Source organism: Phreatobacter aquaticus (genome assembly GCF_005160265.1).
GTDB lineage: Bacteria > Pseudomonadota > Alphaproteobacteria > Rhizobiales > Phreatobacteraceae > Phreatobacter > Phreatobacter aquaticus.
Genome location: NZ_CP039865.1, coordinates 597,909 through 622,484 on the forward strand (window position 1 = coordinate 597,909; position 24,576 = coordinate 622,484).

Sequence of the window (24,576 nt, forward strand, 5' to 3'; positions counted from 1 at the left end):
GGCCCGGCGGGGACCGCCCGCCGCAAGCCCCAGAACACTTCCGAGGAGACATGCCGCCATGACGGTGAGGGCTTTCCGACTTCTGCGCACGCTCGCAACGCTAGCCACCCTGTCGGTTCCGGCGGTCGCCGCGGCTGGAACGCTCGACACCGTGCGCCAGCGCGGCACCCTCCAATGCGGTGTCAGCCAGGGCCTTCCGGGCTTCTCCGACCGCAATGCCCAGGGCGAGTGGTCGGGCTTCGATGTCGATTTCTGCAAGGCTCTTGCCGCCGCGATCTTCGACGATCCCGCCAAGGTGACCTATGTGCCCCTGTCGGCCGCGGAACGTTTCGATGCCCTGAAAGCGGGCCGGATCGACGTCCTGTCGCGCAACTCGACCTGGACGCTGGAGCGCGAGGCCAAGCTCGGCCTCTTGTTCGCGGGCATCACCTATCATGACGGCCAGGGATTTCTGGTGATGCGCCGGCCCAATATCACTTCGGCGCTGGAGCTCACGGGCGCCAAGATCTGCGTGCAGACCGGCACCAGCGGCGAACCGAATGTCGTCGACTTCTTCCGCGCCAATTCCATGCAGATGGAGATCAAGGCCTATCCAACAGCGGCGGAAGCGCTGGCGGCGCTCGCTGGCGGGGCATGCGACGTGCTCACCAACGACCAGTCCGGCCTCTATGCCATGCGCCTCCAGTTGCCGAAGCCCGGCGATGCCTTGATCCTGCCGGACATCATCTCCAAGGAGCCGCTCGGCCCCGTGGTGCGCAATGATGACCTCGTCTGGTTCAACGCGGTGAAATGGGTCGGCCATGCCCTCGTCAATGCCGAGGAGCTCGGCATTTCGCGGGCCACGGTTGCGGAAGCGCTCGCATCGACCAAGCCGGCCGTGCGCCGCTTCACCGGCGCGGAGGGCGATCTCGGCCGCGATCTGGGGCTGGACAATGCCTGGGCGATCCGCTCGGTCCGCGCCGTCGGCAATTATGCCGAGGTCTATGAGCGCAATGTCGGCGCCAATTCGCGGCTCGGCATCCCGCGCGGCCTCAACCAGCTCTGGACCATGGGCGGCATTCTCTACGCGCCGCCATTGCGCTAGGGCGCCTGCCTGCGCGTTGACATTTCGCGCGCATCTGCGCTGGTGGCATACCGCAACGGAATGGAGCGGTGACCGGCGATCCCTCGCCGACCGCGAAAGGACGTGCCTGTGACCCCCTCTCCCGATAGCGACTTGGCCACGGTCGACACGGCCGCGCCGGCAACGCCGTCCGAGGCTGCTCCGTTCGGCCGCCGGTTGTTCATGTTCAAGACCCTGCTTGGCGCCGTGGCGCTGACCCAGATCGCCAGCGTGGCAACCTCCGAGCCGGCCCAGGCCCAGCGCCTGCGGGTGACCGACAGTGATCCGCGCGACGGCGAAGGTCGGGGCCGTGGCGCCTATGTACGCCGGCGCGGCACCGACAATGATCCCTACGATGCGCAGGGCCGGGGCCGGGTGCGCACCTATCGTCGCCCCGTGCGGGTGACCGACAATGATCCGCGCGACGGGCGCGGCCGCGGTCGGGGCTGGTAGTCGCACCTGCGACGACCGCTATCGATAGTCTCGAAAGGCCGCTCATCGAGCGGCCTTTTTCGTTCAGCCGGTGCCCGGCTGTTGCGGAGCGGTCTTGCTTTCGTGCTCTTTGCCGATGGTTGCCAGCCGTGGCACCCTAGACGAGCTGTTCGATAACCGGATCCGGAGTGCATGATGACGACCTTCACCCGCCGCACCACCCTTGGCCTGATCGCATCCGCGGCGGCCGGGCCAGCCCTCGCCCAGGCCGATTATCCCAACCGGCCGGTGACCGTGATGGTGCCGCAGGCGCCAGGTGGGGCGAATGACATTATCGGGCGGATCATCGCCGAGAAGCTGTCCGAGGTGATGGGCCAGCGCTTCGTCATCGAGAACAAGGCCGGCGCCGGCGGCAATCTCGGCTCGCAGGCGGCCGCGCGCTCGACGCCCGACGGCTACACGCTGCTGGTGACCATTTCGGCGAGCCAGGCGATCAACCCGGCGCTCTATGCCCGGACCGGCTTCGACCCCGTCAAGGATTTCGCACCGATCTCGATGCTCGGCACGGTGCCGAACGTGCTCGTAGTCAATCCGAATTTCGAGGCCAAGTCAGTCGCCGACCTCATCCGTCTCGCCAAGGAGAAGCCGGGCTTCTACCAATATGCCTCGGCCGGCAACGGCACGCTGAACCATCTGGTCGGCGAGATGCTGAAGTCGCGCGCTGGCATCGATCTCAAGCACATTCCCTATCGCGGCATCGCGCCGGCCCTGTCGGACGTGATCGCCGGCCATGTGCCGATCACCTTCTCCAACCTGCCGGCCGTGATCAGCCAGATCCAGGCGGGCACGGTGCGGGCGCTGGGCGTCTCGACGTTGAAGCGCAATGCCAACATTCCCGATGTGCCGGCGATTGCCGAGACCGTGCCGGGCTTCGATGCGGAATTGTGGATCGCGCTCTATGCGGTTGCCGGCACGCCGCAGCCGATCATCGACAAGCTGGTGGAGGCGACCCACAAGGCGCTGGCCGCGCCGGAGATGAAGGCGAAGTTCGCCCAGCAGGGCGCCGATATCGTGCCGTCGACGCCGGCGGAACTCGCGGCCAAGCTCGAGGCTGATCTGAAGGTGTGGGCCGAGATCGTGCGGAGCTCGGGCGCCAAGATCGAGTGAGGGTTGAGCGCCGTCCACTGGCAGGCTCTCTCCCTTCCTCATCCTGAGGTGCTCAGCCATAGCGACAAGCTATGGCCGAGCCTCGAAGGACCTCTATCCGCGAGCGCAAAGCCGCCCTTCGAGGCTCGCTAACGCTCGCACCTCAGGGCGAGGTCCGGAGAGTATGTGCTGGGTGGTGAGAACAATGGGCGCGAGCGCCCCCAAACGAAAACGGGGCCCGAAGGCCCCGTCCGAATTCCTAAGATCGTTGGATTCGATCAGGCGTTGGTCTTGATGTCCGTGCGCTCGGCGATACGGGCCGACTTGCCGCGACGATCGCGCAGGTAATAGAGCTTGGCGCGACGCACCTTGCCGCGACGGACAACCTTGATCGAGTCGATCGAGGGGGAGTGGACCGGGAAGACGCGCTCGACGCCTTCGCCGTAGGAAATCTTGCGGACGGTGAAGCTCTCCATCAGGCCGCCGCCGGAACGCGAGATGCACACGCCCTCATAGGCCTGCACGCGCGAACGGTCGCCTTCGCGAACCTTCACGTTGACGATGACGGTGTCGCCGGGACCGAAGGTCGGGATGGTCTTGTCGCCGAGAACGCGGGCGGCTTCTTCGGCTTCGATGGTCTGGATCAGGTTCATGGGTCTCAGGTCCTTGTGGCCGGCGCTTTGCCCGGCATCTTGTTGGTCTTGGTTCGAAGGGATTTCGTCCATCCCGCTGACGGGAGGCGGCTCGATACTGGAAAAAGGCCGGCTTGTCACCCCATTTTCTCGCGTCCTGCGGCGAATGTCAGCCGAGCGGCATGATCACCCTCCCCTGGAGGGGGAGGGTCAGCGACCGGAGGTCGACGGGGTGGGGTGACGTTGTGCAGATGGGGCTTTCACCCCACCCCGATCTCGCCTTGCTCGATCGACCCTCCCCCTCCAGGGGAGGGTGAAGACCCAGCCCTGCCCGTCACTCGCCCTTCAGCTTCGCCCACAGGTCCGGCCGGCGCTCGCGGGTGATGCGTTCGGCCTCGGCGCGCCGCCACTTTGCAACCTTGGCATGGTCGCCCGAGGTGAGAATGGCTGGGATCTCGCGGTCTTCGAACACCTGCGGCCTTGTATATTGCGGATATTCCAGCAGGCCGGCCTCGAAGCTCTCCTCCGTGCCGGACTGGTCATGGCCCATGACGCCCGGCAGGAGCCGCACCACCGCATCGACCAGCACCATGGCGGCAAGCTCGCCGCCGGAGAGCACATAATCGCCGATGGAGACCTCCTCGAGGCCGCGCGCCTCGATCAGGCGCTCGTCGACGCCCTCGAAGCGGCCGCAGAGAATGATCGCACCCGGTCCCGCCGCGAGGTCGCGGACACGCTCTTGCGTCAATGGCCGGCCGCGCGGCGACATGTAGAAGCGCGGGCGGGGATCGCCTTCGGGCGCCGCCGCATCGATGGCGCGGGCGAGCACATCCGCCTTCATCACCATGCCCGGGCCGCCACCGGCCGGCGTGTCGTCGACCTGCCGGTGCTTTCCCGTCGCGAAGTCACGGATCTGGAACAGCTCGAGCTGCCAGGCCTCGCCGAGCGCCCGGCCGGCCAGGCTGGTGCCGAGCGGCCCCGGGAACATCTCGGGGAACAGGGTGAGCACGCTCGCGCGGAACATCAGCCGGCGTCCATCAGCCCGGCAAGGTCGAAGCCGGTGAAGTCCTGGATCGTGGCGATGCGGTTCGGATAGGTCAGGAAGGCCTCGGGTCCGACATGGGTGGTGACAGCGACCGCTTGCATGCCGGCACGGCGCGCCGCCTCGACGCCGAGCGGCGCGTCCTCGAAGACCAGGCAGGCCTCGGGCTGCACGTCCAGCAGTTCGGCGGCCTTCAGGAAGATGTCCGGATTGGGCTTGCCGCGCAGTCCCATCGACGGCGAAGCGATGGCGCCGAAGCGGCGGCGCAGGTCCAGCCTGTCGAGGATGAAGGCGATGTTGACCGGCGGCGCGGCGGTGGCGACCGCGAGCTTCAGGCCGCAAGCGTCGGCGGCGTCGAGCAAGGCCGAGAGGCCGGCGAGTTCGGCGACATGCGGGCCATAGCTCTCGTGATAGAGCGCTTCCTTCTCGGCGCCCCACGCTGCGTGGTCGGCGGCCGTCGAGCCGGGCTTGAGGCTGGCGAAGGTCTCAGCGGTCGTGCGCCCGGCGGTCGAGTGGAAATGCACCTCGGCGTCGAAGGTGAGCCCGTGGCGTCCATACCATTCGGCCCAGGCGGCGTCGTGATAGCGCATGTTGTCGACGATGGTGCCGTCCATGTCGAAGATCAGGGCGCGCAGGGCGGCCATCAGTCGCGGTCCTCGGGCGGGCGCGGCGTGTCCTCGAAATAGTCCGGCGGACAATCGACAGAGACGCGGCCGCCGGCCACGTTCACCTCGGGCACCATGGCCTTGGTGAAGGGGATGAGCACGGATTTGCGCGCCTTGCGGGCGACGTCCAGCATGGCGCCGGCGCCAAAGTCATGGACGGCGGTGATCGTGCCTATGAAGTCGCCTGCGACCGAATAGGCCTTGAGGTCGATCAGGTCGGAATGGAGGAACTCGTCCTCGTCCTCGGCCGGCGGGATGCGGTCCTTCGGCACGAGCAGGTCGAGATTGGTGACCGCCTCGGCGGCGTTGCGGTCCTTCAGCTCGGTGATGCGTGCCACCAGAACCTCGCGGGCGGGGCGCAGGCTCTCGATGTGGAAGAGCCGGCCGTCGCGGGTGGCGAGCGGCGAATAGTCGAGAAGGGCCTGGGGGTCCTGGGTGTAGGACTTGATGCGCACTTCGCCGCGCACGCCATGCGCCGCGCCGAACTTGGCCACCAGGACGAGATCGGAGGGCATGGGTCTATGGTCTCCGGACACCAGGAGGACGTGGTGCGTGCAAGCCGCATGAAGGTCGTCACCCCCGGCGAGCCCGAAGGGCGAGGGAAGGGGGTCCAGAGATGCCCACCGCACGATCGCAATCGATCCGGCGACAGATCAAAGTCTGGCCCCCCTTCCCTCGGCGCTGATCGCGCCTCGCCGGGGGTGACGGAGTGAGCCACGCAGGCAACCGTCTGACGGTCACCCGCGGAGTTCCGTTTCCTTACTCGGCCGAGGTCTCAGCCGGCTCGGCAGCCTTGGCGGCCTTGGCAGCCTTCGAGGCGGCGCGCTCGTCAGCCTTCTTGCCGGGAACGGCCTTCTCGGGGTTCGAACGGGCTTCGCGCTTCAGGATGCCCTCGGAATCGAAGAAGCGAGCGACGCGGTCGGTCGGGGTCGCGCCCTTGGCCATCCAGGCCTTGGCGGCCTCGATGTCGAACTCGAAGCGCTTCTGGTCCTTCGGCAGGATCGGGTTGTAGGTGCCGATCTTCTCGATGAAGCGGCCATCGCGCGGCGAGCGCGAGTCGGCGACGACGATCTGATAGAACGGGCGCTTCTTGGTGCCGCGGCGGGCGAGGCGGATCTTGAGGGACATGGGATACTCCTTGGATAGGTCTTGAGTGGGTTGGAATGGGATAAGTCGTAAGCCGGCTTATTTCTTCTTGCCGAAGGGAAAGCCGGGCAATCCGGGAAGCTTTCCGCCACCGAGCCCGCCGAGACCGGGGAACCCTGGGGGCAGGCCGCCGGGGGGAAGCCCCGGCATCTTGTCGGGCAGACCACCGGGCATGCCGCCCGGCAACTTCTTGGCCATTTCGGCGAGCATCTCAGGCGTCGGCTGCGGCATGCCGCCACCACCGCCGAGACCAAACATGTTGGCGAGGCCGGCCATCGGCCCGCGCTTGGCGCCGGGGCCGCCCATGGCCTTCATCATGTCGGCCATGCCGCGGTGCATCTTCAGCACCTTGTTGACCTCTTCCGGCCCGGTGCCGGCGCCCTTGGCGATGCGGCGGCGACGCTTGCCGTCGATTTCCTTGGGGTTGCGGCGCTCCCAGGGGGTCATGGCCTGGATCACCGCGCGCTGGCGCTTGATCGCCTTGTCGTCCATGGCGCCGGCCAGCTGCTTCTGCATGTTCTTGACGCCCGGCAGCATGCCCATCAGGCCCTGCATGCCGCCGATGTTGAGCATCTGGTCGAGCTGGTCCTTCAGGTCCTCCAGATTGAACTGGCCGGACTGCATGCGCTTGGCGATCGCCATGCCCTTTTCGGCATCGATCGATTCCGCGGCCTTCTCGACCAGCGAGACGATGTCGCCCATGCCGAGAATGCGGTTGGCGATGCGCGAGGGATGGAAATCCTCCAGCCCGTCCATCTTTTCCGACGTGCCGAGCAGCTTGATCGGCTTGCCGGTGACGGCGCGCATGGAGAGCGCCGCACCGCCGCGGCCATCGCCGTCGACGCGGGTGAGCACCACGCCGGTGACGTTCACCCGGCCGGTGAAGGAGCGCGCGACATTGACCGCGTCCTGGCCGGTGAGGCTGTCGACCACCAGCAGGACTTCATGGGGCTTCGCGGCGCGCTCGACCTCGGCGACCTCGGCCATCAGGGCCTCGTCGACATGGGTGCGGCCGGCGGTGTCCAGCATCACGACGTCGTAGCCGCCGAGCCGGGCGGCCTCGACGGCGCGCCGGGCGATCTGCACGGCCGACTGGCCGGCAACGATCGGCAGCGTGTCGACGCCCACCTGCTTGCCGAGAACGGCCAGCTGCTCCATCGCCGCGGGACGCCGCGTGTCGAGGGAGGCCATCAGCACTTTCTTCTTCTGTTTCTCGAAGAGGCGCTTGGCGATCTTGGCGGTGGTGGTGGTCTTGCCCGAGCCCTGCAGGCCGACCATCAGGATCGGCACCGGGGGAACGGCCTGGAAATCGAGGGCGACGCCGTCAGTGCCCAGCGTTTCGACCAGCGTGTCGTGGACGATCTTGACGACCATCTGGCCGGGGGTGACCGACTTGATGACCTCGGCGCCAATGGCGCGGTCGCGCACCTTGTCGGTGAACGAGCGGACGACTTCCAGCGCCACGTCGGCCTCGAGCAGGGCGCGGCGCACCTCGCGCATCGCCTCCTGCACATCGGCTTCGCTGAGCGCGCCGCGGCCCTTGAGGCGATCGAGGATGCCGGACAGTCGTGTCGACAGGCCTTCGAACATGGGTCGTCCCTGGGTTCTGATTTCCGGAGATCCGGAAATGGTCTCAGCCACCCCAAACCGCAACGCGTTTCGCGCCCGAGGGCGCATCAGCGCTGTCGGGCGAGAGCCTCCGGGATCAGGCCCCGGTCGGCGATTGCAGGTCTCGGATGAACGAGAGTGGGAGGGCGATTAAGCGGGATGGGGGGAAAAGTCAAGGAAAGGGGGCGTCACCCCAGCACGGCCTCGACGGGCCGGCGCGCCGAGAAGGGCATGGCTGCGCCATGGCCGAAGCGCATGACGAGGTTCGGGCGGCGGCCCGGCGTGCCGACCAGCGCGGCGAGGTCCGGCCGCAGGCGCGCCACCTCGACCGGCTGGTTGAGGAAGGCGTGCTTCAATCCGAGCCTGGTGGCGGTGAGAGCGAAGCGTTGCGAGGCGCGGCCCGCGCGCATCCAGTGTTCGGGATCATCGCGCTCGGCGACGAAGACCGCCATGCCGGCGGAGCTTGCGATCTGGCGGGCGCACTTGTCGTTCTCGTCCTTCGGGTTCAACACCATGTCGACCAGCCTTGTGCCAAGGGCCGTCGGGATGGTCGGGTTGCCGGTCAGGGCGGAGAAGAGGCCGTCGCCGGTGGAGAGCGCACTTTGCGGATTGAAGCGCAGCCAGGCCTTGAGTTCGGCGCGGAAAGCTGGATCACCCATCTGCACGCTGTTGCCGGCTAGGATCAGGTCGCGCAGCCGGTTGATCTGCGGGCGGTCGGTCAGGAGAACCAGATCGACGCCGGGGACGGCTGCGACAGAGGCGGCGAGGGCGCCGAGCTCGCTGGTGCCGATCGTGCGTCCGTCATAGTCGGCACGTGTCGACTGCCGGAGCGGGATGGCCTGAAACAGCTCCGGCTCGGCGACGGGTCCATCACCGAAGGTGACCGTCACAGCGCCGCCGTCCCGCGGGTCGAAGCCGACCGTCGCGCCGCGCCCCCCAACCCTTGCGGCGAGAGCGAGGTTCTCGGCCGCGCAGCCGAGGCTCGCCCAGAGGTGGTGGTCGTCCGGATCGACCGCCGCCAGACGGCGCGTCGGATCGGGCGAGATGGCAATGTGCCCCTCAGCGACGCGGAAGCGCCAGGGCTGGCTGTTGTGGCTGTTGGCGGCGAGCGTCGCATAACGGACAAGGTCGCGCATGTCCGATGGCACGGCCATCGGCCGGCGCATGTCGGCGACTGCGTCATCGTAATCCGCCTGGCTTCCGATGCTGGCGCGCCAGCCCAAAGCGGCAGCGCCGCCCGCAAAGACACATGCGCCTGCCCCGATGAGCAGGGTCCTTCGACCGGTGGGCCATGCCATGGGAGGACCTCGACGGGTTCAGCTATCCCTTCATCCCACATCGCCGCCGACTGGCGTTGCGCCAGGTCAAAGGGCGACGCTTACCCACCCACTCCATGGTTCATCGGCCGGCCGAACACCCCCTCATAACACCGTCTGCACGTCTCCGATCCCGGGCACGAGGGCACGATCAGCAGCGGCGCGATGATCAGCAGCGCTGCCGCGGTGAGCGCGATCAGGACGCCGAGGGTCGACACCCGCCGTCGGCCGAGCATCATCCACGGAATGACCAGCGCCTGGACCACGCACAGTCCGGTGAGCACGCGCCGCAATCCGAGCGTCTCCGCCTCATAGGCTGTGACATGGCCATCGGGAAAGCCGACCATGGACAGGCTGGCCATGGAGAGGCCTGCGAGGCCGAGGCCGAGGGCGCCCCAGACGAGCGCGAACGAGCGGAGGATGGTGCGTTGCATGCTGGCCTCCATGGGCGCTCGATGCTGCTGCCGTTTGTCAGAGGGGCGGCCCTTCCGACATGATGGCGAAAGATTCGGTCATGCGCCGGGGAACAGGCGCCCGGATCCTGGTGCCTTTGCCGGCGCTGACGCCTGCGGCAGGAACAACGTCCCTTGGAAACCTCGCTCTATCTCCCCGTGAAGACCCATCTCGAAAGCCTCGGCTTCGAGGTGAAGGGCGAGATCATGGGTTGCGACCTCGTCGCCCTGAAGGATGGCGAGCCGCAGGCAGTGGTGATCGGCGAACTCAAGCTCGCCTTCACGCTGGAACTGGTGTTGCAGGCGGTCGACCGGTCCGCCGCTGCCGACGAGGTGTGGCTGGCGGTCAAGGCCTCGGTAAAGGGCCGGGGCCGCGAGCACGATTCAAGGGTCAAGAAACTTTGCCGGCTCTGTGGCTTCGGGCTCCTGTCGGTGCTGCCCATGGGCGGTGTCGAGGTCGTGGTCGAGCCGGGGCCGTGGAAGCCGCGGCAAGACGGCAAGCGCCGCTCGCGGATCGTCGCCGAGCATCGCCGCCGCCGGGGGGATCCGGCGCTGGGTGGCTCCACGCGCCGTCCCATCATGACGGCCTATCGCCAGCGCACGCTCGCCATGGCGATGACGCTCGCCGCCGGGCCGCTGAGGCCGCGCGATCTGAAGGAGCTCGCGCCGGACGCTGCAGCCATCCTCCAGCGCAATGTCTATGGCTGGTTCGAGAAGACAGAGCGCGGGATCTACGGCCTGTCAGATGCCGGGCGGGCCGCGCTGGTCACCTGGAAGGATCACCTGCCCGAGCCGATCGCAGCCGCAGGCTGAAACGGACCGGGCTGAGGCGACGGGCCGGGCCGATCCGTGTGGGGCGATCCAGCGGACGGCGGCGCCGCACGATCCGCGACGATCAACCAGAGCGATGCGCCCGCAAAGGTCAGCGTCAGAAAGATCGGGCGTGGCAACATGGCGATGATCGGCATCCAGATCTTGGTCAGCCAGGCCATGGTTGCCGCCATCCCGCCGGGCTTGGTGATCAGCAGGACGGGCGGCACAAGTGTGACCACGGCATAGCCGACAAGCCCGCAGAAGATTGCGATCCAGACCAGATAGGCGAAGGCGAACCATCGGCCCGCCGGTTGTCCGCCGGCTTGATCACGGAGGATGCCGAGCGTCACGACCGCGATGATCGCGGCCAGCAATAGCCAGGGGGCCTGCAGGCTCAACACGCCAAGCGAGAAGGCAACGCCCCAATGGGAGCCGAACACGGTTGCGAACCCGATATCGCCCAGCATCACAACCGTGATCCCGAGCCCGATGAATGACGTGCGGCCGACCGAGGCTGCCCGGCGAGCGGCGATCCGCATCATCGACAGGGCGAACAGAAGGTAGATGAGGGGTTTCAGGTAGATGCCGAGCACGACAGCAAGAGCGCCCGACGCGCCGCTGACATTGCGTGCGCCCGAGATCTGGATGAGGAACATGACAAGGAACGGGAATCCTGCCGTGACCGCGACGAACAGGCCAATCCGCCCTGCAAGCCCCAAGGCATAGCGGCGGCGCGTGATGGCGCGCGTGAATCCCAACATGCCTGCCTTCCCCTCGTGTGAAACAGCGGGACCACCCTGGTCAGGGAAGCGTTTCAAGCCAGTTAAGTCAGGCGCTGGCATTGGGAGCGACTGCCGATTTTCGCGCCCTTGTGGATCATCGGGCCCGGTGTCCGCCGCCTTGAGGGATCATCTCGGCCCCGGGATCGACGATGGGCGCGGGGGTTGGCAGAGCCGGGTGACGTCCGCGCCCATCAGGCGGATCGCGTCCTCGGAGCGCGCGATCATCTGCCGGCCGAAATGGTCACGGCAAAAAACATTAAGGAATGACTTGTAGCGTCCCAAAAACGCAACTTGAGCGAATTACCGATGAAATGCGAAGCCTGTCGCGATGTGCAAGCATTGCCCTTCTCCTTTTCAATGGCGTTTCAGCCGATCGCCGATGTGAATACAGGCGCGATCTTTGCCTATGAGGCGCTGGTGCGCGGTCCAGCCGGCGAAGGTGCAGCAACTGTGCTGGGCGCGGTCAACGCGACCAATCGCTATGCCTTCGACCAACAGTGCCGGGTCAAGGCCATCGAGCTTGCCGCGAAGGGCGCTCCCGGCGAGACGAGGCTGTCGATCAACTTCATGCCCAACGCGGTCTACGAGCCGCGGGCCTGCATCCGCCTGACCCTGGAGACGGCGGAGCGCGTTGGCTTCGCGCTCAACCGCATCATCTTCGAGTTCACCGAGAACGAGGAGATCGATCCGGACCATCTGATCAATATCGTCCGCACCTACAAGGATATCGGCTTCGCCACCGCGATCGACGATTTCGGCGCCGGCCATTCCGGCCTGAACCTGCTCGCCCGGTTCCAGCCGGACATCGTCAAGCTCGACATGGCGCTGATCCGGGATATCGACACCGATCGCGCCAAGCGGATCGTCGTGCGGCATACGTTGGCCATGCTGGCCGACCTCGGCATCACCCCACTCTGCGAAGGTGTGGAGACGCTGGGGGAACTCGAGGCGCTACGCGATCTCGGCGTCGACCTCGTCCAGGGTTACCTGCTGGCGCGCCCCGCCTTTGAGCGGTTCGAGACCGTGCGTCTGGCGGCCTGAGCGCCACCCCTATTCCAGCAGCCTGACCATCGCGCCGTAGCCACGTCCGCGTGCCAGCATGAGCGGCGTCTGGCCCTGGCGGTCGGCAAGATCGCGTCTCGCTCCAGCCACTGTCAGCAGGCGCACCGTCTCGATGTGACGCGGCCCGCCCTGGCCGAGGATCACCGCCTCGATCAGCGCGGTCCAGCCGAGATTGTTGACGTGGTCGAGCGGCGCGCCGGCGCGGATCAGTTCGCCCACAACCGTGTCGTGGCCGAGATGGGCGGCGGCGATCAGCGCCGTGCCGTCATAGAGGCTGGTGATGGCCTTGGGATTGCCGCCGATGGCAATCGCCACCTTCATCGTCTCGAGATCGTCGGCCACCGCCGCGATGGTGATTGCGTCATAGCGCTGGTGCTCCAGCGCGCGCGGGTCGGCGCCGGCACGCACCAGGGCACGCATGGCGTCGTGGCGACGGGCAAAGGCGGCCACATGCAGCGGCGTGCGGCCCCGTCCGTCGCGGGCATTGAGGTCCTGACCGGACGCCGCCAATCGCTGGATCGCCGCGACATCGCCGCGATGGGCTGCGGCATGCAGCCCGCCATAGCCGGCAATGTCATCGGCCGAGGGCGGCACCTGGGCCAAGGCCGCGGGCATGGCCACGGCAAATGCCACCAGGCCGACTGTCAGCGCGCGTCTGGATATCATCGATGTCTCCCCATGTGCCGGATCGGACGTCCGGCTTGGGGAGCATGGGATCATCGGCTCAGGCGAGGGTCAATCAGGGCCGGCATCACGGTCGCGTGGGGTCTAGCGCGGCGTCTGGCAGAGCCTTGTGACGTCGGCGACCGTCAGGCGGATCGCGTCCTCGGAGCGCGCGATCATCTGCCGGCCGCTGGCCGACACGCAGTCCCAGCGATGATGGGCGCGAGCGGCGAGCGCCCGGCGATAGTGCTGCGCCAGCATGTTGACGGTGGCAGGCTCGATGCAGCCGCGCACCAGGCGGCGAAGGCGCGATTCCAGCGCCGGCGGGCGGCCGCAGGCCTTCAGGAAGGTTTCCACCAGCGCGTAGGAATCGACCCGCTGCATCAGCTGGCCGCGATAGGTCTCCGGCAGCATGCCGAGATGATAGGCCTGCTGGCCTTCCGCGCGCGCCGGCGTGGCCATGGCAAGTGTCGCCGCCACGCCGAGAACGGCGAGGGCGGGACGAAGTTGCAAGGGGGGCGGAATCGAGATCGGCATGGCAGAGGCAAAATCTAGCCGAACCAGACAGGTTGGCAATCGGGGGAGAGCCACGGCCTGGGGATAGCAAAGGTCCTTCGAGGCTCGCTTCGCTCACACCACGGCTTCGATGAACCGGCGAATGAGGTCCATCGCCCGCTCCGGATGATCGCCGATGACGCCATGGCCGCAATCGTCGAAGCGTTCGAACTGGACGGCACTGTTCGTCAGGCTCTGAGCGATGGTCTCGCTGAAGGCGATCGGCGTGATCGGGTCCATCTCGCCGGCGAGGACCAGCACGGGGCAGGTGATGCGGGCGAGATCGGCACGGAAGTCCATCCGGCCCTGCTCGTTGTGCGGCCCATTGAACCAGATCGCCACGTCGTTGCGGATGATGGCGCGCTTGAAGGCGGCGGGATCCCCCGGGTGTCGGCGATAGAGCGGCAGGCAGACCTCGAAATAGCGGGCTCGTGTCTCTGCGCTGGGCCCCAGCCAATAGGCTTCCGCAGCCGCGCGGGCTGCCGGTCCGCCCAGCCGTTCGAAGGCTGCGAAGATCGTCGGAAAATCGACCTTGGCCGCCGTACTGGTCAGGATTAGCCTGGAGAGGTGGTCCGGGTGCCGCGTCGCAAAGGACTGCGCGACGAAGCCGCCGAACGACACGCCATAGACGATGGGTTTCGCGATGCCGAGCGCATCGCAAAGTCCCTTCACGTCGTCACCCCACTGGGCAAGGTTCCAGGTGGCGGGATCGTCGCCGATGCTGCGGCCGCTGCCGCGATGGTCGACATAGACGATCTGGGCGATGTCGCTCAGTTGCGAGAAGGTGGGCTTGAAACCGCTGTGGTCGAAGCCCGGTCCGCCATGCAGAAGGACCAGCGTCGGCTTCCCGCGCATCGCCGGTCCATCGACCACGAGAGACGAGCCTTCGATGTCGACGAAGAGCCGCGCGCCATTGACCTCGACGAACATGGGCAAAGACCTCGGTGGCACCGGCAGAAGGGCCGGCGCATCGAAGCTATCGTGACCCTCAGCCCGTCGCCATGTCGATGATGATCTTGGCGTTCAGCGTGATCAGCGTCACCGCGATGAGCCCGGTAATGGCGGTCAGCCAGCGTGGCGAGACCAGCTCACCCATCCGGGTCTTCGAGGCTGTGAGATGGACCAGCGGCACGATGGCGAAGGGCAGCTGCAGGGACAGAACGACCTGGCTGAAGATCAGCAGCTTCGCCGTCTGCGCCTCGCCATAGATGATGGTGACCACGATGGCCGGCACGATGGCGATGAGCCGCGTCACCAGTCGCCTCGCCCAGGCCGCCATGCGGATGTCGATGAAGCCTTCCATGATGATCTGCCCCGCCATGGTGGCGGTGACCGTGGAATTGAGGCCGCAGCAGATCAGCGCGATGCCGAACAGGGTCGGCGCGATGGCCGAGCCGAGCAGGGGCGCGAGCAGGGAATGGGCCTGGCCGAGTTCTTCGACGCCGCGATTGCCGTTGGCGTGGAAGGCGGAGGCGGCCAGGATCAAGAGCGAGGCATTGATGGTGAGCGCGAACATCAGCGCGACGGTGGAATCGATCGTCGCGTATTTCAGCGCCTCGCGCTTTTCCGGCAGCGTGTCGCCATAGGCGCGGGTCTGCACGATGGAGGAGTGCAGGTAGAGGTTATGCGGCATGACGGTCGCGCCGATGATGCCGAGCGCGAGATAGAGCATGTCTGGATTGGTGACGATCTGCGTCGTCGGCGCGAAGCCCTTGATGACATCGCTCCAGACGGGGTTGGCGAGCCCGATCTGCACGATGAAGCAGATCGCAATGACGCCCATCAGGGTGATGATGAAGGCCTCGATCCAGCGGAAGCCCTTGGTCTGCAGCCAGAGGATCAGGAACACGTCGAGGGCTGTGACGACGACGCCGATCTCGAGCGGCAGGCCGAAGACCAGATTGAGGCCGATCGCGGTGCCGATGACCTCGGCGAGATCGGTGGCGATCACGGCGATTTCGGCGAACAGCCAGAGCGGCCAGGCCATCCAGCGCGGATAGGCGTCACGGCAGGCCTGTGCGAGATCGCGGGTGGTGGCAACCGCAAGCCTCGCGCAGAGGGCCTGCAGAAGGATCGCCATGATGTTCGACAGGAGCGCGATGAAGAGGAGCGCGTAGCCGAACTTGGAACCGCCGGCGAGCGAAGTCGCCCAATTGCCGGGATCCATATAGCCGACGGCGACCAGGTAGCCCGGGCCCATGAAGGCCACGAGCTTGCGCCATGACGACCCGGTGGTCGGCACGCGGATCGAGCGGAAGGTCTCGATCAGCGAGGGTTCGCCGCGTCCGCGCCGCCAGCCGCCGAGGCCGCTGGGGCCGTCCTGTTGAATCGCGCTCATGGTGCCGCCCTGATCCTGCAAATCATTCTCATGAGCATTCTTTCCACGCGTTAGAGAATGCGTCAAGCGTTCTGCAAATCATTCGCAACAAGTCGCGGACGGTAGGTCAGGCCGGGCGCTGCTCCCGCCGTGCGGCCATCAGCACCAGCGTGCCGACGAGGGCTGATGCGACAGAGCCCATGAGCACGCCGATCTTCACCTGGTCCTGCAACGTTTCCGATGTCGGGAACGCCAGAAGCCCGATGAACAGGCTCATGGTGAAGCCGATGCCGCAGAGCAGCGACACGCCATAGACCTGCGGCCATGACGCATGTTCCGGGCGATCGGCGAGGCCGAATGTGACCGCGGCCCAGGTCACCAGGAACACGCCGATCTGCTTGCCGAAGAACAGGCCTGCTGCGATGCCGAGCGGCACCGGCTGGACAAGGGCTGCGAGCGAGATGCCCGACAGCGACACGCCTGCATTGGCGAAGCCGAAGATCGGCACGATCAGATAGGCGACCCAAGGATGCAGCGCGTGTTCGAGGATATGGAGCGGCGAGTGGTGATCGTCGGGGGCGCCGGGGGAACGGCGCAGCGGAATGGTCATGGCGAGCGCGACGCCGGCCAGCGTGGCGTGGACACCGGATTTCAGCACGAAGAACCAGAGCACGGCGCCGATCACCAGATAGGGCGTCAGCTTCTCGATACCGGCGCGGTTCAGTCCGGCGAGCGCACCGATGAGAACCACGGCCCCGCCGAGCCAGGCGAGCGACAGGTCGGCCGTATAGAAGGCGGCGATGATGGCGACGGCGCCGAGGTCGTCGATGATGGCGAGCGCGGTGAGGAAGATCTTCAGCGAGACCGGCACGCGGCTGCCGATCAGCGCCAGCACGCCGAGCGCGAAGGCGATGTCGGTCGCCGTCGGGATCGCCCAGCCCCGCAATGTTGCCGGTGTCGCCAGATTGAAAGCGACGAAGATCAGGGCCGGCGCGATCATGCCGCCGGCAGCGGCCAGGCCCGGCAGGATGCGCCGCGGCCAGGTGGAGAGCTGGCCGTCGAGGAACTCGCGCTTGATCTCCAGTCCGACCAGCAGGAAGAACACGGCCATCAGCAGATCGTTGATCCAGTGAAGGATCGACAGGCCCAGCACATAGGTCTTCAGGACGCCGAAATAGGCCGGCGCCAGCGGTGAATTGGCAATCACCAGCGCGACGGCCGCCGCCACCATCAGCACGATGCCGCCACCCGCTTCGCTGGTGAGCAGGGCGCGCAGAGCGGATTGGGGACGGCGGGAGGCAGGTGCTGCGTTCATGGGGCGGTCCGGTCATGGGGGTCAGGAGCGAGTGCCCCCTTTTAGCCTGCCTCGTCCAAAGCCCCAATGACGTTTACCCCGCCGGTTCAGCCGAGTGATGCGATCGGCCGCATGGCGGTGATCATCTGCCCGAGCTCGATGAAGTCGCGCTTGCGCGGCGAGGTCCTGCGCCAGGCGAGGCCCAGCACGCGGCTTGGCTCGGGTTCGGCAAAGCGCATCAGGCGGATCGGCGCGCTGCGCGTTTCGACGTCGACGGCGATCTCCGGCAGCAGCGTCATGCCGAGGCCGTTCGCCACCATCTGCACCAGCGTCGACAGGCTGGACGCGCCAAACGTGTCGATGTTCTCGACCCTGCGCAGGCTGCAGAAGGCGAGCGCCTGGTCACGCATGCAATGGCCCTCCTCGAGCAGCAGGAGCTTCGAGCCATCGAGCAGGTCGGGCGTCGCCAGGGCCCGGCTGGTCTTCTCCTGATTGGCGGGCATGGCGAGCAGGAAGCGATCCTCGAACAGCCGGATCGTCTCGATCTCGGGATGGTCGATCGGCAGCGCCACCAGCAGGAGGTCGAGCGTGCCTTCCAGCAATTCGCGGGTCAGCTGGCCGGTCTGTGTCTCGCGCAGGTGCAGATCGAGGCCGGGATAGCGGTTGCGCAGTTCAGGCAGCACGCGCGGCAGCAGATAGGGCGCAACCGAGGGAATGACGCCGAGGCGCAGCGGCCCGGTCATCGCGCGGTCGCGATGCAGCGCATAATCCCTCAGGTCGCGCAGATCGGAGAGAATGCGGGCCGCCCGTCGAGCGATCTCGCGACCCTCGTCGGTCAGCTCGACGCCCGAACGGCGGCGCTCCAGAAGCTGCACCTTGAGATCCTTCTCCATGTCGAGGATCTGCATGGAGAGTGCCGGCTGGGTCACGGAACAGGCGTCCGCCGCGCGGCCGAAATGTTTGAGGCGCGCCACGGCATCGAAATAGCGCAGTTGTTTCAGTGAAAGCATGACGATCAGATTTCCTGATGGAGACTGATCGATAATACGATTGGCCTTGATCGCCAAGCCCGCCCTAGAACCATTCCATCCCCTGGACACGAACGGATGGATCCGATGTCAAAACCGCCCACACTGACCACGACAGCCGGCGCACCGATCTCCGACAATCAGAATTCGCTGAGCGCCGGCCCGCGCGGGCCCCTGTTGCTGCAGGACTACCAGCTGATCGAGAAGCTGGCGCACCAGAACCGCGAGCGCATCCCCGAGCGCGTGGTCCACGCCAAGGGCTGGGGCGCCTTCGGCACGCTGACCATCACCCACGACATCACCCGCTTCACCAAGGCTGATCTGTTCTCCAAGCTCGGCAAGACGACCGATCTCCTGCTGCGCTTCTCCACCGTTGCCGGCGAGCAGGGCGCGGCCGATGCCGAGCGCGACGTGCGCGGCTTCGCGCTGAAATTCTACACCGAGCAGGGCAACTGGGATCTCGTCGGCAACAACACGCCGGTGTTCTTCGTCCGCGATCCCATGAAGTTCCCGGACTTCATCCGTACCCAGAAGCGCCATCCGCGCTCCAACCTGCGCTCGCCCACCGCCATGTGGGACTTCTGGTCGCTGTCGCCGGAGAGCCTGCATCAGGTCACCATCCTGATGTCGGATCGCGGCCTGCCGGTCGCCCCCATGTTCATGAACGGCTACGGCTCCCACACGTTCTCGTTCATCAACGCGGCGAACGAGCGCTTCTGGGTGAAGTTCCACTTCAAGACCATGCAGGGCCACAAGCACTACACCAATGCCGAAGGCGCCCAGGTGATCGCCAAGTCGCGCGAGAGCTATCAGGAAGAGCTGTTCGGCGGCATCGAGCGCGGCCAGTTCCCGCGCTGGAAGATGCAGGTCCAGGTCATGCCGGAGGCGGATGCCGACAAGACGCCCTACAACCCGTTCGACCTGACCAAGGTCTGGCCACATGGCGACTATCCGCTGATCGATGTCGGCGTGCTCGAGCTCAACCGCAACGCCAACAATTACTTTGCTGAGATCGAGCAGGCGGCTTTCTCGCCGTCCAATATCGTGCCGGGCATCGGCTTCTCGCCGGACAAGATGCTGCAGGCGCGCATCTTCGCCTATGCGGATGCCCACCGCCACCGGATCGGCACCCATTACGAGGCACTGCCGGTCAACCAGCCGAAGAACCCGGCGCATCACTATCACAAGGATGGTGCGATGCGGTTCTTCCGCAATGATACCGGCAATCCAGATGCCTATTACGAGCCGAACTCAGTCAATGGCCCGGCGGAAGCGCCCGATTTCCGCGAGCCGCCGCTGGCGATCTCCGGCGATGCCGACCGCTACAACCACCGCATCGGCAATGACGATTACAGCCAGGCGGGCGCCCTGTTCCGCCTGATGACGCTCGAGCAGCGTGGCCGCCTGATGGACAATATCGCCGAGGCCATGCAGGGCGTGCCAGTCGAGATCATCAAGCGTCAGGTCGTGCATTTCTATCGCGCAGACCCCGATTACGGCATCGGCGTCGCCACCCGGATGGGCCTCTCCGCCGCCGATCTGCCCCAGGCGATCGCCGCCGAGTGAGCCTGGCGGCCCGTGGCCTACGGGCTGCCCGCGGAGCCGGTTTCCCCCGGCCGGCTCCGCCCCCTTATCCCTTATCACCGATCAGAGGAGGCCCAGATGGCCGCAACCGCCCTGAAGACCAACCGTGCCGCCGCCATCGGCGAGATCTATACCGAGGCCGGCATCGAGGCGCTGAACGCGGCGCTCGCCGATCGCGGCATTGGCGCCGATCGGATCATCTCGATCCTGCCGGTCGCCGCCGAGACTCTGATGTCGGCCAAGGCCGCGCAGTTCCGGGTTCTGTACCGGGCGATCTGAGGGGGCGGATGGAGTGCGGCGCGGCGGGAGTGGTCGGTCCCGGACGCCCCATCGCCGCGCCGATGAACCTTTCCCCTCCCCCGCAAAATCCCGGACGTGACAGGTCGTCTTCCCCTTCGGCACTCTGGCACCACAGGCGCCACCCCGAGGCGCCGGGAGACCGGCCATGCCCCCGAAGCAGCATGAAGTTCGCCGTCCGCGCCGCGTTCTCGCAGCCCTTGTCCTGCTGGCCGGCCTCGGCACCGGCTCGGCGCAGGCCCAGACGCCGCTGGAGCGCGGCCGCTACCTGATGAACGGCATCGTCGCCTGCGGCAATTGCCACACGCCGATCGGACCGCAGGGACCTGTGGCCGGCCAGGAACTGGCGGGTCGGTTGCTCGCCGACGAACCGCCATTCACTGCCTATGCGTCCAACATCACGCCCGATCCGGAAACCGGCATCGGCCGCTGGACCGATGAGCAGATCATCCTGGCGATCCGCGAGGGCAAGCGTCCCGACGGCTCGATCATCGGGCCGCCCATGCCCATCGAACTCTATCGCGGCATGGCCGACGAGGATGTGCGCGCCATCGCCGCCTATCTCCGCGCGGTGCCGCCGGTGCGCAATGCCGTGCCACGCTCCATCTATCGCATCCCGCTGCCGCCGAACTACGGCCCGCCGGTTGGCTCTGTGCCGCGTCCTTTGCCGGCTCAAGGATTGGCCTATGGCGCCTATCTCGCAGGACCGCTGGGCCATTGCACCGATTGCCATTCCGCCCGCCTGCCGACCGGCGGTCCGGACCTGGAGAAGGGCCTCGGCGCCGGCGGCATGCCCTTCGCCGGGCCCTGGGGCATCAGCCATGCCGCCAACCTGACACCGACCGGGCTCTCACGCTGGAGCGATGCCCAGGTGAAGGCGATGATCACCACCGGCGTCAGGCCGGACGGCAGCCGGATGAACCCGCCCATGGGCTATGGCTTCTATGCCACCATGACCACCGCCGACCTCGACGCGCTGGTCGCCTATCTGAGGTCGCTGCCGCCCAAGTGATCAGCGCACCGGTAGCGCGCGCTCGCAGCGGCGGTAGAACCGCACGGGGTCGCGGTCGAGCGTGACGCCGAGCCGTTCGCCCCGGAGCGTCATGACGATGCGGCCGCGCGGCTCGTCGCTGCCATCCTGGCCTTCCTCGACACAGGCAGTCTGCGCGGTCAGCCGTCCGTCGCGATCGATGCGCGGCCGGCGCAGCGCGCAGGCCGAGGCGAAGAACTGGATGGAATCGGCCTCCACCGCGATGCGGCCATCGCTCTCCTGCACTGTGCAGGCCTCGGGGGCATCGTCGGCGGCATAGGTTCCGCGAAACCGCTGCGGCACCTCCTGCGCGATGGCCGCGACGGGGACAACAAGCAGGGCAAGCGCGAGCAGCGGAAGGCGGCGGATGGGCATGCGGGTCTCCTGATGGCGCCAGGCCTCGCACGAAACGGTTTCGCTTCTGTGTCATCGGCGGCCGGAACGAGACCTCTCTCCTGTTCCACGACGGCTCGCGCCAGGGCCGGGAATCGGGCCCGCCGGCCGGACAATGTCGCGGAGACGTTCTGCGACGTTTCGGCGCACCCCGCCGCTTGTGCGGACACGAACCTGTGAGGCCGGGCCTGCGGCGCTTTCGCGCAGGCGGAGCGCTCCCTAGGGTCGCCCGCGTCAACAAGAGCTGCCGGCGATCAAGTCCGGTGGCATTCCGATCCAACTGACGGGGCACACATGGACAACCTTCTTCCCACTCTCAACGCCTGGCAGCCGCGCATCCTCAGCGTGCTGCGCATCATGGCGGCGCTGCTGCTGCTTCAGCACGGCCTGGTCAAGATCCTCTCCTTCCCGACCGCCTTCCCGATGCCGGTTGGCCTGTTCTCGCGCTACTGGTTCGCCGGCGTGATCGAGATCATCGGTGGCCTGCTGCTGCTCGCCGGCTTCTACACGCGCTACGTGGCCTTCGTGCTGGCTGGCCTGATGGCCTTCGCCTATTTCCTCGGCCATGCCGGCCGCAGCTTCTTCCCCATCATGAATGGCGGCTCGCTCGCCATCCTCTACTGCTTCACCTTCCTCTATCTCGTCTTCGCTGGCCCCGGCCCGTGGAGCGTCGACGCCCAGCGCTCGAACACCTACTGAGCCTGCCACAGATACAGGAAAGGGTCCGCAGCCACCCGGCGGCGGACCCTTTTTCATGCGTCAGATCAGTATCTTAGCGCTGGCGCGCGATGATCCGGTCCTTGATGCCGTCATAGACGCCCTGCGGAATGATGTTGCGGTTCACCAGGTCGTCCTTGCCGCGATAGGGCCGGCCGCGGATGATCGCGGCGGCGCGCGCCTCGCCGATGCCGTTCAGCACGCGCAGCTCGGCCTCGGACGCGGAATTGATGTCGATCAGGGCCGAAGCCGGGGTCGTCGCGGCAGGCGCAGCCGCAGGAGCTGCGGGACGCGCGGGGGTTGCCGGGGCGGTTGCGGCCGGCGGTGCGGCGGGCCTGGCGGGCGTCGCCGGCTGGGTTGCGGTCTGGGCGAGCGCCGCCGAGGCGGCAAGGCCCAGGGCACCGGCAAGGAACAAGGTCTTGAGCATGGATGTCTCCCGTGTCGTCGGATGCTGACCGGCCGAATCGGCCTTGTATCCGTGGCACCCGTTTGACCATCCGATCATGACCGGAGGTTGTCCTCAATCCGCGACATTCCCAGTCTGGAGCCTGGTTCGGGCGGCGTGAACCGCCGGGAAACGGCCGCCGTACTGACCCACGCATCCGAAGCCTGAGGCGTTGCACGCGCCTCCGCGCTGCAAGCAGCACGGGTGAAAGCGAACGTTCACTCTCTTTTATGTTGCAGCGCCTGCTACAATTCGTTACCAGAGCGGCCGGAGGAGCAGCCCGTGCCCCGCATCGACAGTGTCCAGCGCACCGATAAAAAATCCGCCATCCTGGATGCCGCCGAGCGCTGTTTCGCGCGCTCCGGCTTCCACGGCGCGTCGATGAGCGAGATCTGCGCCGAGGCCGGCATGAGCCCTGGCAACCTCTATCGCTATTTCCGCTCCAAGGAGCAGATGATCGAGGGTCTCTGCGAGCGCGATCTGGCCGCAGCGGCCCATGGCTTCGATGCCCTGGCGACCGCGCCCGACCTTTGGACGGCCTTTCGCGCGCTCGCCCACATGCATCTGGTGGAAGAGCCGCGCGACAGCTGCGCGGTCTGGATCGAGACCCTCTCCGAGGTGGCGCGCAATCCGCAGATCGCGGCGCTGCGTCTCAGGACCGACAATTTTATTCATGAGAAACTGCTTGGTGCCCTGAAGATTGCGCAGAGCCGCGGCCAGACCGCGCCCCATGCCGATCTCGAGCGCACAGTGCAGTTCATGATGACCTTCGCCGACGGGCTGATGCTGCGCCGCGTCCGCGACGAGGCCTTCGACCCGGCGCCTCATCTCGAGATCATGTTCGAGGTGATGCGCACCATGCTGCTGGCACCCCTGCTGCCGTCCAACGACAACATCACCTGAAGTGTTCGCCATGTCCCCCCGTCTCCGACTTGCCGCAGCCATTCTTGCCCTCTCCGCCGGCGCCAGCCTGGCCGACGATCGCGCGCCCTCTGTCACCGTCGCAACGGCCGTGCGCGGCGAAATCCGCGAGACGGTCGTCGTCACCGGCTCCTTCGTCGCGCGCGAGGAAGTGCTGATCTCGCCCGAGGTCGAGGGCCTGGCGATCATCGAGATCCTGGCCGAAGAGGGTGACAAGGTCGCCGCCGGCCAGGTTCTGGCTCGCCTGAACCGCCAGATGCTCGACGTCCAGATCGAGCAGAATGCCGCCCAGATTTCCCGCGCCGAGGCGGCCATCGCCCAGGCCCGCGCGTCGATCGCGGAGGCCACCGCCAACAAGACGCTGGCCGACCAGCAATTGCAGCGCACCCGCCAGCTCCAGCAGACAGGTGCTGCGTCCAACGATCAGCTCGACCAGCGCCAGACCGCCTCGCGCAGCGCCAATGCGCGGCTCGACAATGCCACCAATGCGCTGCGCCTCGGCGAGGCCGACCTGACGCTCGCCAAGGCGCAGCGGTCGGATATCGAACTCAGGATCGCGCGCTCGGAGATCAAGTCGCGGGTGGGCGGCACGATCTCGCGGCGTACTGCCCGCCTCGGCGCCGTCGCCTCCGCGACAGGCGAACCCCTGTTCCGCATCATCGCGGAATCGGCGGTCGAGCTGGAGGGCGAGGTCGCCGAGACCACCTTCGCCCGCCTGCGTGCCGGTCAGCCGGCCATTGTCGAGGCCGCGGGCTTCGACAAGCCCTTCGCCGCCACCGTCCGCCTCGTCGCAGCCGAGGTGAACCGCACCAACCGTCTTGGCCGCGTGCGCCTGGCGCTTGCCGCCGACGAGCGCCCGCCGCTGGGCGCCTTCGGGCGTGGCACGGTCGAGGTGGCGCGCTCGCAGGGCATCCTGGTGCCGCTCTCGTCCGTCATGTTCGGCCAGCCGGCAACGATCCAGGTCGTCAAGAACGGCGTCATCGAAACCCGCCAGGTCACGCCCGGCCTGCGCGCGGAAGGCCGCATCGAGATCCGCCAGGGGCTGGCCGAGGGCGAACAGGTCGTCGCCGTGTCCGGCAGCTTCGTGCGCAATGGCGACAAGGTGACAGCCGTCACCCTGTCCAACCGCTGAGG

At 66.9% G+C, this 24,576-nt stretch carries 28 protein-coding genes; 11 read left to right on the top strand and 17 right to left on the bottom strand.

Annotation, left to right across the window (positions count from 1 at the left end):
• The first annotated feature begins 58 nt into the window (after positions 1-58).
• From E8L99_RS02675 to E8L99_RS02685, 3 genes are all read left to right on the top strand, one after another.
• Positions 59-1,084: an amino acid ABC transporter substrate-binding protein gene (locus E8L99_RS02675; protein WP_137098094.1), complete on the top strand. Its 1,026-nt coding sequence runs from the start codon at positions 59-61 to the stop codon at positions 1,082-1,084.
• 132 nt (positions 1,085-1,216) lie between these two features.
• Positions 1,217-1,555 (top strand): hypothetical protein, encoded by a 339-nt coding sequence (locus E8L99_RS02680; RefSeq protein WP_137098095.1) that lies wholly within the window; start codon positions 1,217-1,219, stop codon positions 1,553-1,555.
• A 174-nt stretch (positions 1,556-1,729) separates the two neighbouring features.
• Positions 1,730-2,701 carry a Bug family tripartite tricarboxylate transporter substrate binding protein gene (locus E8L99_RS02685; RefSeq protein ID WP_137098096.1) on the top strand — a complete coding sequence of 324 codons (972 nt, stop codon included), beginning with the start codon at positions 1,730-1,732 and terminating at the stop codon, positions 2,699-2,701.
• A gap of 257 nt (positions 2,702-2,958) precedes the next feature.
• On the opposite strand, the gene rplS is transcribed toward E8L99_RS02685, so the two are convergent.
• From rplS to E8L99_RS02725, 8 genes are all read right to left on the bottom strand, one after another.
• Entirely contained in the window at positions 2,959-3,333 is a 375-nt protein-coding gene (gene rplS / locus E8L99_RS02690; RefSeq protein ID WP_137098097.1) for a 50S ribosomal protein L19, read from the bottom strand.
• A gap of 313 nt (positions 3,334-3,646) precedes the next feature.
• Positions 3,647-4,336 carry a tRNA (guanosine(37)-N1)-methyltransferase TrmD gene (gene trmD / locus E8L99_RS02695; protein WP_137098098.1) on the bottom strand — a complete coding sequence of 230 codons (690 nt, stop codon included), beginning with the start codon at positions 4,334-4,336 and terminating at the stop codon, positions 3,647-3,649.
• Positions 4,336-4,998, bottom strand: a complete 663-nt coding sequence (locus tag E8L99_RS02700) for an HAD family hydrolase (RefSeq protein ID WP_137098099.1) — start codon at positions 4,996-4,998, stop codon at positions 4,336-4,338. Before E8L99_RS02700 ends, trmD begins: the two co-directional genes overlap by 1 nt.
• A complete protein-coding gene (rimM, locus tag E8L99_RS02705; protein WP_137098100.1) occupies positions 4,998-5,534 on the bottom strand; it encodes a ribosome maturation factor RimM in 537 nt (178 codons plus the stop codon). Before rimM ends, E8L99_RS02700 begins: the two co-directional genes overlap by 1 nt.
• A gap of 244 nt (positions 5,535-5,778) precedes the next feature.
• Positions 5,779-6,147 carry a 30S ribosomal protein S16 gene (gene rpsP / locus E8L99_RS02710; RefSeq protein WP_137098101.1) on the bottom strand — a complete coding sequence of 123 codons (369 nt, stop codon included), beginning with the start codon at positions 6,145-6,147 and terminating at the stop codon, positions 5,779-5,781.
• 57 nt (positions 6,148-6,204) lie between these two features.
• On the bottom strand, positions 6,205-7,755 hold the full coding sequence (ffh, locus tag E8L99_RS02715; RefSeq protein WP_137098102.1) for a signal recognition particle protein: 1,551 nt from the start codon (positions 7,753-7,755) through the stop codon (positions 6,205-6,207).
• A gap of 206 nt (positions 7,756-7,961) precedes the next feature.
• On the bottom strand, positions 7,962-9,071 hold the full coding sequence (locus E8L99_RS02720; RefSeq protein WP_137098103.1) for an Acg family FMN-binding oxidoreductase: 1,110 nt from the start codon (positions 9,069-9,071) through the stop codon (positions 7,962-7,964).
• 80 nt (positions 9,072-9,151) lie between these two features.
• Positions 9,152-9,523 carry a hypothetical protein gene (locus E8L99_RS02725; RefSeq protein WP_137098104.1) on the bottom strand — a complete coding sequence of 124 codons (372 nt, stop codon included), beginning with the start codon at positions 9,521-9,523 and terminating at the stop codon, positions 9,152-9,154.
• A gap of 153 nt (positions 9,524-9,676) precedes the next feature.
• On the opposite strand from E8L99_RS02725, the gene E8L99_RS02730 reads away from it, so the two are divergent.
• The gene (locus E8L99_RS02730; protein WP_137098105.1) at positions 9,677-10,354 is read left to right on the top strand and encodes a DUF2161 domain-containing phosphodiesterase; all 678 of its coding nucleotides are present in this window, start codon (positions 9,677-9,679) and stop codon (positions 10,352-10,354) included.
• Here the strand turns inward: E8L99_RS02730 and E8L99_RS02735 are convergent.
• Complete coding sequence (locus E8L99_RS02735) at positions 10,321-11,115, bottom strand: hypothetical protein (RefSeq protein WP_137098106.1); 795 nt, start codon at positions 11,113-11,115, stop codon at positions 10,321-10,323. The two genes, E8L99_RS02730 and E8L99_RS02735, sit on opposite strands and share 34 nt — an antisense overlap.
• Positions 11,116-11,442: 327 nt before the next feature.
• Between E8L99_RS02735 and E8L99_RS02740 the strand changes: the two genes are divergently transcribed.
• A complete protein-coding gene (locus E8L99_RS02740; RefSeq protein ID WP_137098107.1) occupies positions 11,443-12,177 on the top strand; it encodes an EAL domain-containing protein in 735 nt (244 codons plus the stop codon).
• 9 nt (positions 12,178-12,186) lie between these two features.
• Here E8L99_RS02740 and E8L99_RS02745 read toward each other — a convergent pair whose 3' ends face one another.
• The 6 genes from E8L99_RS02745 to E8L99_RS02770 form a co-directional block, all read right to left on the bottom strand.
• Positions 12,187-12,864, bottom strand: coding sequence for an ankyrin repeat domain-containing protein (locus E8L99_RS02745; RefSeq protein ID WP_137098108.1), 678 nt, complete (start codon positions 12,862-12,864; stop codon positions 12,187-12,189).
• Positions 12,865-12,966: 102 nt separating this feature from the next.
• Complete coding sequence (locus tag E8L99_RS02750) at positions 12,967-13,374, bottom strand: hypothetical protein (RefSeq protein ID WP_137098109.1); 408 nt, start codon at positions 13,372-13,374, stop codon at positions 12,967-12,969.
• Between the two features lie 117 nt (positions 13,375-13,491).
• The gene (locus E8L99_RS02755) at positions 13,492-14,346 is read right to left on the bottom strand and encodes an alpha/beta fold hydrolase (protein ID WP_137098110.1); all 855 of its coding nucleotides are present in this window, start codon (positions 14,344-14,346) and stop codon (positions 13,492-13,494) included.
• A 58-nt stretch (positions 14,347-14,404) separates the two neighbouring features.
• Positions 14,405-15,754 carry an Nramp family divalent metal transporter gene (locus E8L99_RS02760; RefSeq protein ID WP_137098111.1) on the bottom strand — a complete coding sequence of 450 codons (1,350 nt, stop codon included), beginning with the start codon at positions 15,752-15,754 and terminating at the stop codon, positions 14,405-14,407.
• Positions 15,755-15,860: 106 nt separating this feature from the next.
• Positions 15,861-17,048 (bottom strand): Na+/H+ antiporter NhaA, encoded by a 1,188-nt coding sequence (gene nhaA / locus E8L99_RS02765; RefSeq protein ID WP_137098112.1) that lies wholly within the window; start codon positions 17,046-17,048, stop codon positions 15,861-15,863.
• An 86-nt stretch (positions 17,049-17,134) separates the two neighbouring features.
• The gene (locus E8L99_RS02770; protein WP_137098113.1) at positions 17,135-18,037 is read right to left on the bottom strand and encodes a hydrogen peroxide-inducible genes activator; all 903 of its coding nucleotides are present in this window, start codon (positions 18,035-18,037) and stop codon (positions 17,135-17,137) included.
• Positions 18,038-18,142: 105 nt separating this feature from the next.
• On the opposite strand from E8L99_RS02770, the gene E8L99_RS02775 reads away from it, so the two are divergent.
• The 3 genes from E8L99_RS02775 (at position 18,143) to E8L99_RS02785 (ending at position 20,948) form a co-directional block, all read left to right on the top strand.
• Positions 18,143-19,621, top strand: coding sequence for a catalase (locus E8L99_RS02775; RefSeq protein ID WP_137098114.1), 1,479 nt, complete (start codon positions 18,143-18,145; stop codon positions 19,619-19,621).
• Between the two features lie 96 nt (positions 19,622-19,717).
• On the top strand, positions 19,718-19,918 hold the full coding sequence (locus E8L99_RS02780; protein ID WP_137098115.1) for a hypothetical protein: 201 nt from the start codon (positions 19,718-19,720) through the stop codon (positions 19,916-19,918).
• A gap of 166 nt (positions 19,919-20,084) precedes the next feature.
• Positions 20,085-20,948, top strand: coding sequence for a c-type cytochrome (locus E8L99_RS02785; RefSeq protein WP_137098116.1), 864 nt, complete (start codon positions 20,085-20,087; stop codon positions 20,946-20,948).
• Here E8L99_RS02785 and E8L99_RS02790 read toward each other — a convergent pair whose 3' ends face one another.
• Positions 20,949-21,341: a hypothetical protein gene (locus E8L99_RS02790; RefSeq protein WP_137098117.1), complete on the bottom strand. Its 393-nt coding sequence runs from the start codon at positions 21,339-21,341 to the stop codon at positions 20,949-20,951.
• 312 nt (positions 21,342-21,653) lie between these two features.
• Between E8L99_RS02790 and E8L99_RS02795 the strand changes: the two genes are divergently transcribed.
• Positions 21,654-22,058, top strand: coding sequence for a DoxX family protein (locus E8L99_RS02795; RefSeq protein ID WP_137098118.1), 405 nt, complete (start codon positions 21,654-21,656; stop codon positions 22,056-22,058).
• A 73-nt stretch (positions 22,059-22,131) separates the two neighbouring features.
• Here the strand turns inward: E8L99_RS02795 and E8L99_RS02800 are convergent, their stop codons facing one another.
• Positions 22,132-22,503: a ComEA family DNA-binding protein gene (locus E8L99_RS02800; RefSeq protein ID WP_137098119.1), complete on the bottom strand. Its 372-nt coding sequence runs from the start codon at positions 22,501-22,503 to the stop codon at positions 22,132-22,134.
• 300 nt (positions 22,504-22,803) lie between these two features.
• On the opposite strand from E8L99_RS02800, the gene E8L99_RS23675 reads away from it, so the two are divergent.
• Together E8L99_RS23675 and E8L99_RS02810 are read left to right on the top strand one after the other, a co-directional pair.
• A complete protein-coding gene (locus E8L99_RS23675) occupies positions 22,804-23,424 on the top strand; it encodes a TetR/AcrR family transcriptional regulator (RefSeq protein WP_168201533.1) in 621 nt (206 codons plus the stop codon).
• Positions 23,425-23,434: 10 nt separating this feature from the next.
• Positions 23,435-24,574 (top strand): efflux RND transporter periplasmic adaptor subunit, encoded by a 1,140-nt coding sequence (locus E8L99_RS02810; RefSeq protein WP_137098120.1) that lies wholly within the window; start codon positions 23,435-23,437, stop codon positions 24,572-24,574.
• The last annotated feature ends 2 nt before the right edge of the window (positions 24,575-24,576 follow it).

Coding starts and splice junctions, on each gene's coding strand:
- E8L99_RS02775 (WP_137098114.1), top strand. CDS start 18,143: ATGTCAAAACCGCCCACACTGACCACGACAGCCGGCGCACCGATCTCC.
- E8L99_RS02735 (WP_137098106.1), bottom strand. CDS start 11,115: ATGTTGGGATTCACGCGCGCCATCACGCGCCGCCGCTATGCCTTGGGG.
- nhaA (WP_137098112.1), bottom strand. CDS start 17,048: ATGAACGCAGCACCTGCCTCCCGCCGTCCCCAATCCGCTCTGCGCGCC.
- E8L99_RS02760 (WP_137098111.1), bottom strand. CDS start 15,754: ATGAGCGCGATTCAACAGGACGGCCCCAGCGGCCTCGGCGGCTGGCGG.
- ffh (WP_137098102.1), bottom strand. CDS start 7,755: ATGTTCGAAGGCCTGTCGACACGACTGTCCGGCATCCTCGATCGCCTC.
- E8L99_RS02785 (WP_137098116.1), top strand. CDS start 20,085: ATGCCCCCGAAGCAGCATGAAGTTCGCCGTCCGCGCCGCGTTCTCGCA.
- E8L99_RS02675 (WP_137098094.1), top strand. CDS start 59: ATGACGGTGAGGGCTTTCCGACTTCTGCGCACGCTCGCAACGCTAGCC.
- rimM (WP_137098100.1), bottom strand. CDS start 5,534: ATGCCCTCCGATCTCGTCCTGGTGGCCAAGTTCGGCGCGGCGCATGGC.
- E8L99_RS02810 (WP_137098120.1), top strand. CDS start 23,435: ATGTCCCCCCGTCTCCGACTTGCCGCAGCCATTCTTGCCCTCTCCGCC.
- E8L99_RS02770 (WP_137098113.1), bottom strand. CDS start 18,037: ATGCTTTCACTGAAACAACTGCGCTATTTCGATGCCGTGGCGCGCCTC.
- E8L99_RS02780 (WP_137098115.1), top strand. CDS start 19,718: ATGGCCGCAACCGCCCTGAAGACCAACCGTGCCGCCGCCATCGGCGAG.
- rplS (WP_137098097.1), bottom strand. CDS start 3,333: ATGAACCTGATCCAGACCATCGAAGCCGAAGAAGCCGCCCGCGTTCTC.
- E8L99_RS02720 (WP_137098103.1), bottom strand. CDS start 9,071: ATGGCATGGCCCACCGGTCGAAGGACCCTGCTCATCGGGGCAGGCGCA.
- E8L99_RS02725 (WP_137098104.1), bottom strand. CDS start 9,523: ATGCAACGCACCATCCTCCGCTCGTTCGCGCTCGTCTGGGGCGCCCTC.
- E8L99_RS02795 (WP_137098118.1), top strand. CDS start 21,654: ATGGACAACCTTCTTCCCACTCTCAACGCCTGGCAGCCGCGCATCCTC.
- E8L99_RS02755 (WP_137098110.1), bottom strand. CDS start 14,346: ATGTTCGTCGAGGTCAATGGCGCGCGGCTCTTCGTCGACATCGAAGGC.
- rpsP (WP_137098101.1), bottom strand. CDS start 6,147: ATGTCCCTCAAGATCCGCCTCGCCCGCCGCGGCACCAAGAAGCGCCCG.
- E8L99_RS02700 (WP_137098099.1), bottom strand. CDS start 4,998: ATGGCCGCCCTGCGCGCCCTGATCTTCGACATGGACGGCACCATCGTC.
- trmD (WP_137098098.1), bottom strand. CDS start 4,336: ATGTTCCGCGCGAGCGTGCTCACCCTGTTCCCCGAGATGTTCCCGGGG.
- E8L99_RS02800 (WP_137098119.1), bottom strand. CDS start 22,503: ATGCTCAAGACCTTGTTCCTTGCCGGTGCCCTGGGCCTTGCCGCCTCG.
- E8L99_RS02740 (WP_137098107.1), top strand. CDS start 11,443: ATGAAATGCGAAGCCTGTCGCGATGTGCAAGCATTGCCCTTCTCCTTT.
- E8L99_RS02685 (WP_137098096.1), top strand. CDS start 1,730: ATGACGACCTTCACCCGCCGCACCACCCTTGGCCTGATCGCATCCGCG.
- E8L99_RS02790 (WP_137098117.1), bottom strand. CDS start 21,341: ATGCCCATCCGCCGCCTTCCGCTGCTCGCGCTTGCCCTGCTTGTTGTC.
- E8L99_RS02745 (WP_137098108.1), bottom strand. CDS start 12,864: ATGATATCCAGACGCGCGCTGACAGTCGGCCTGGTGGCATTTGCCGTG.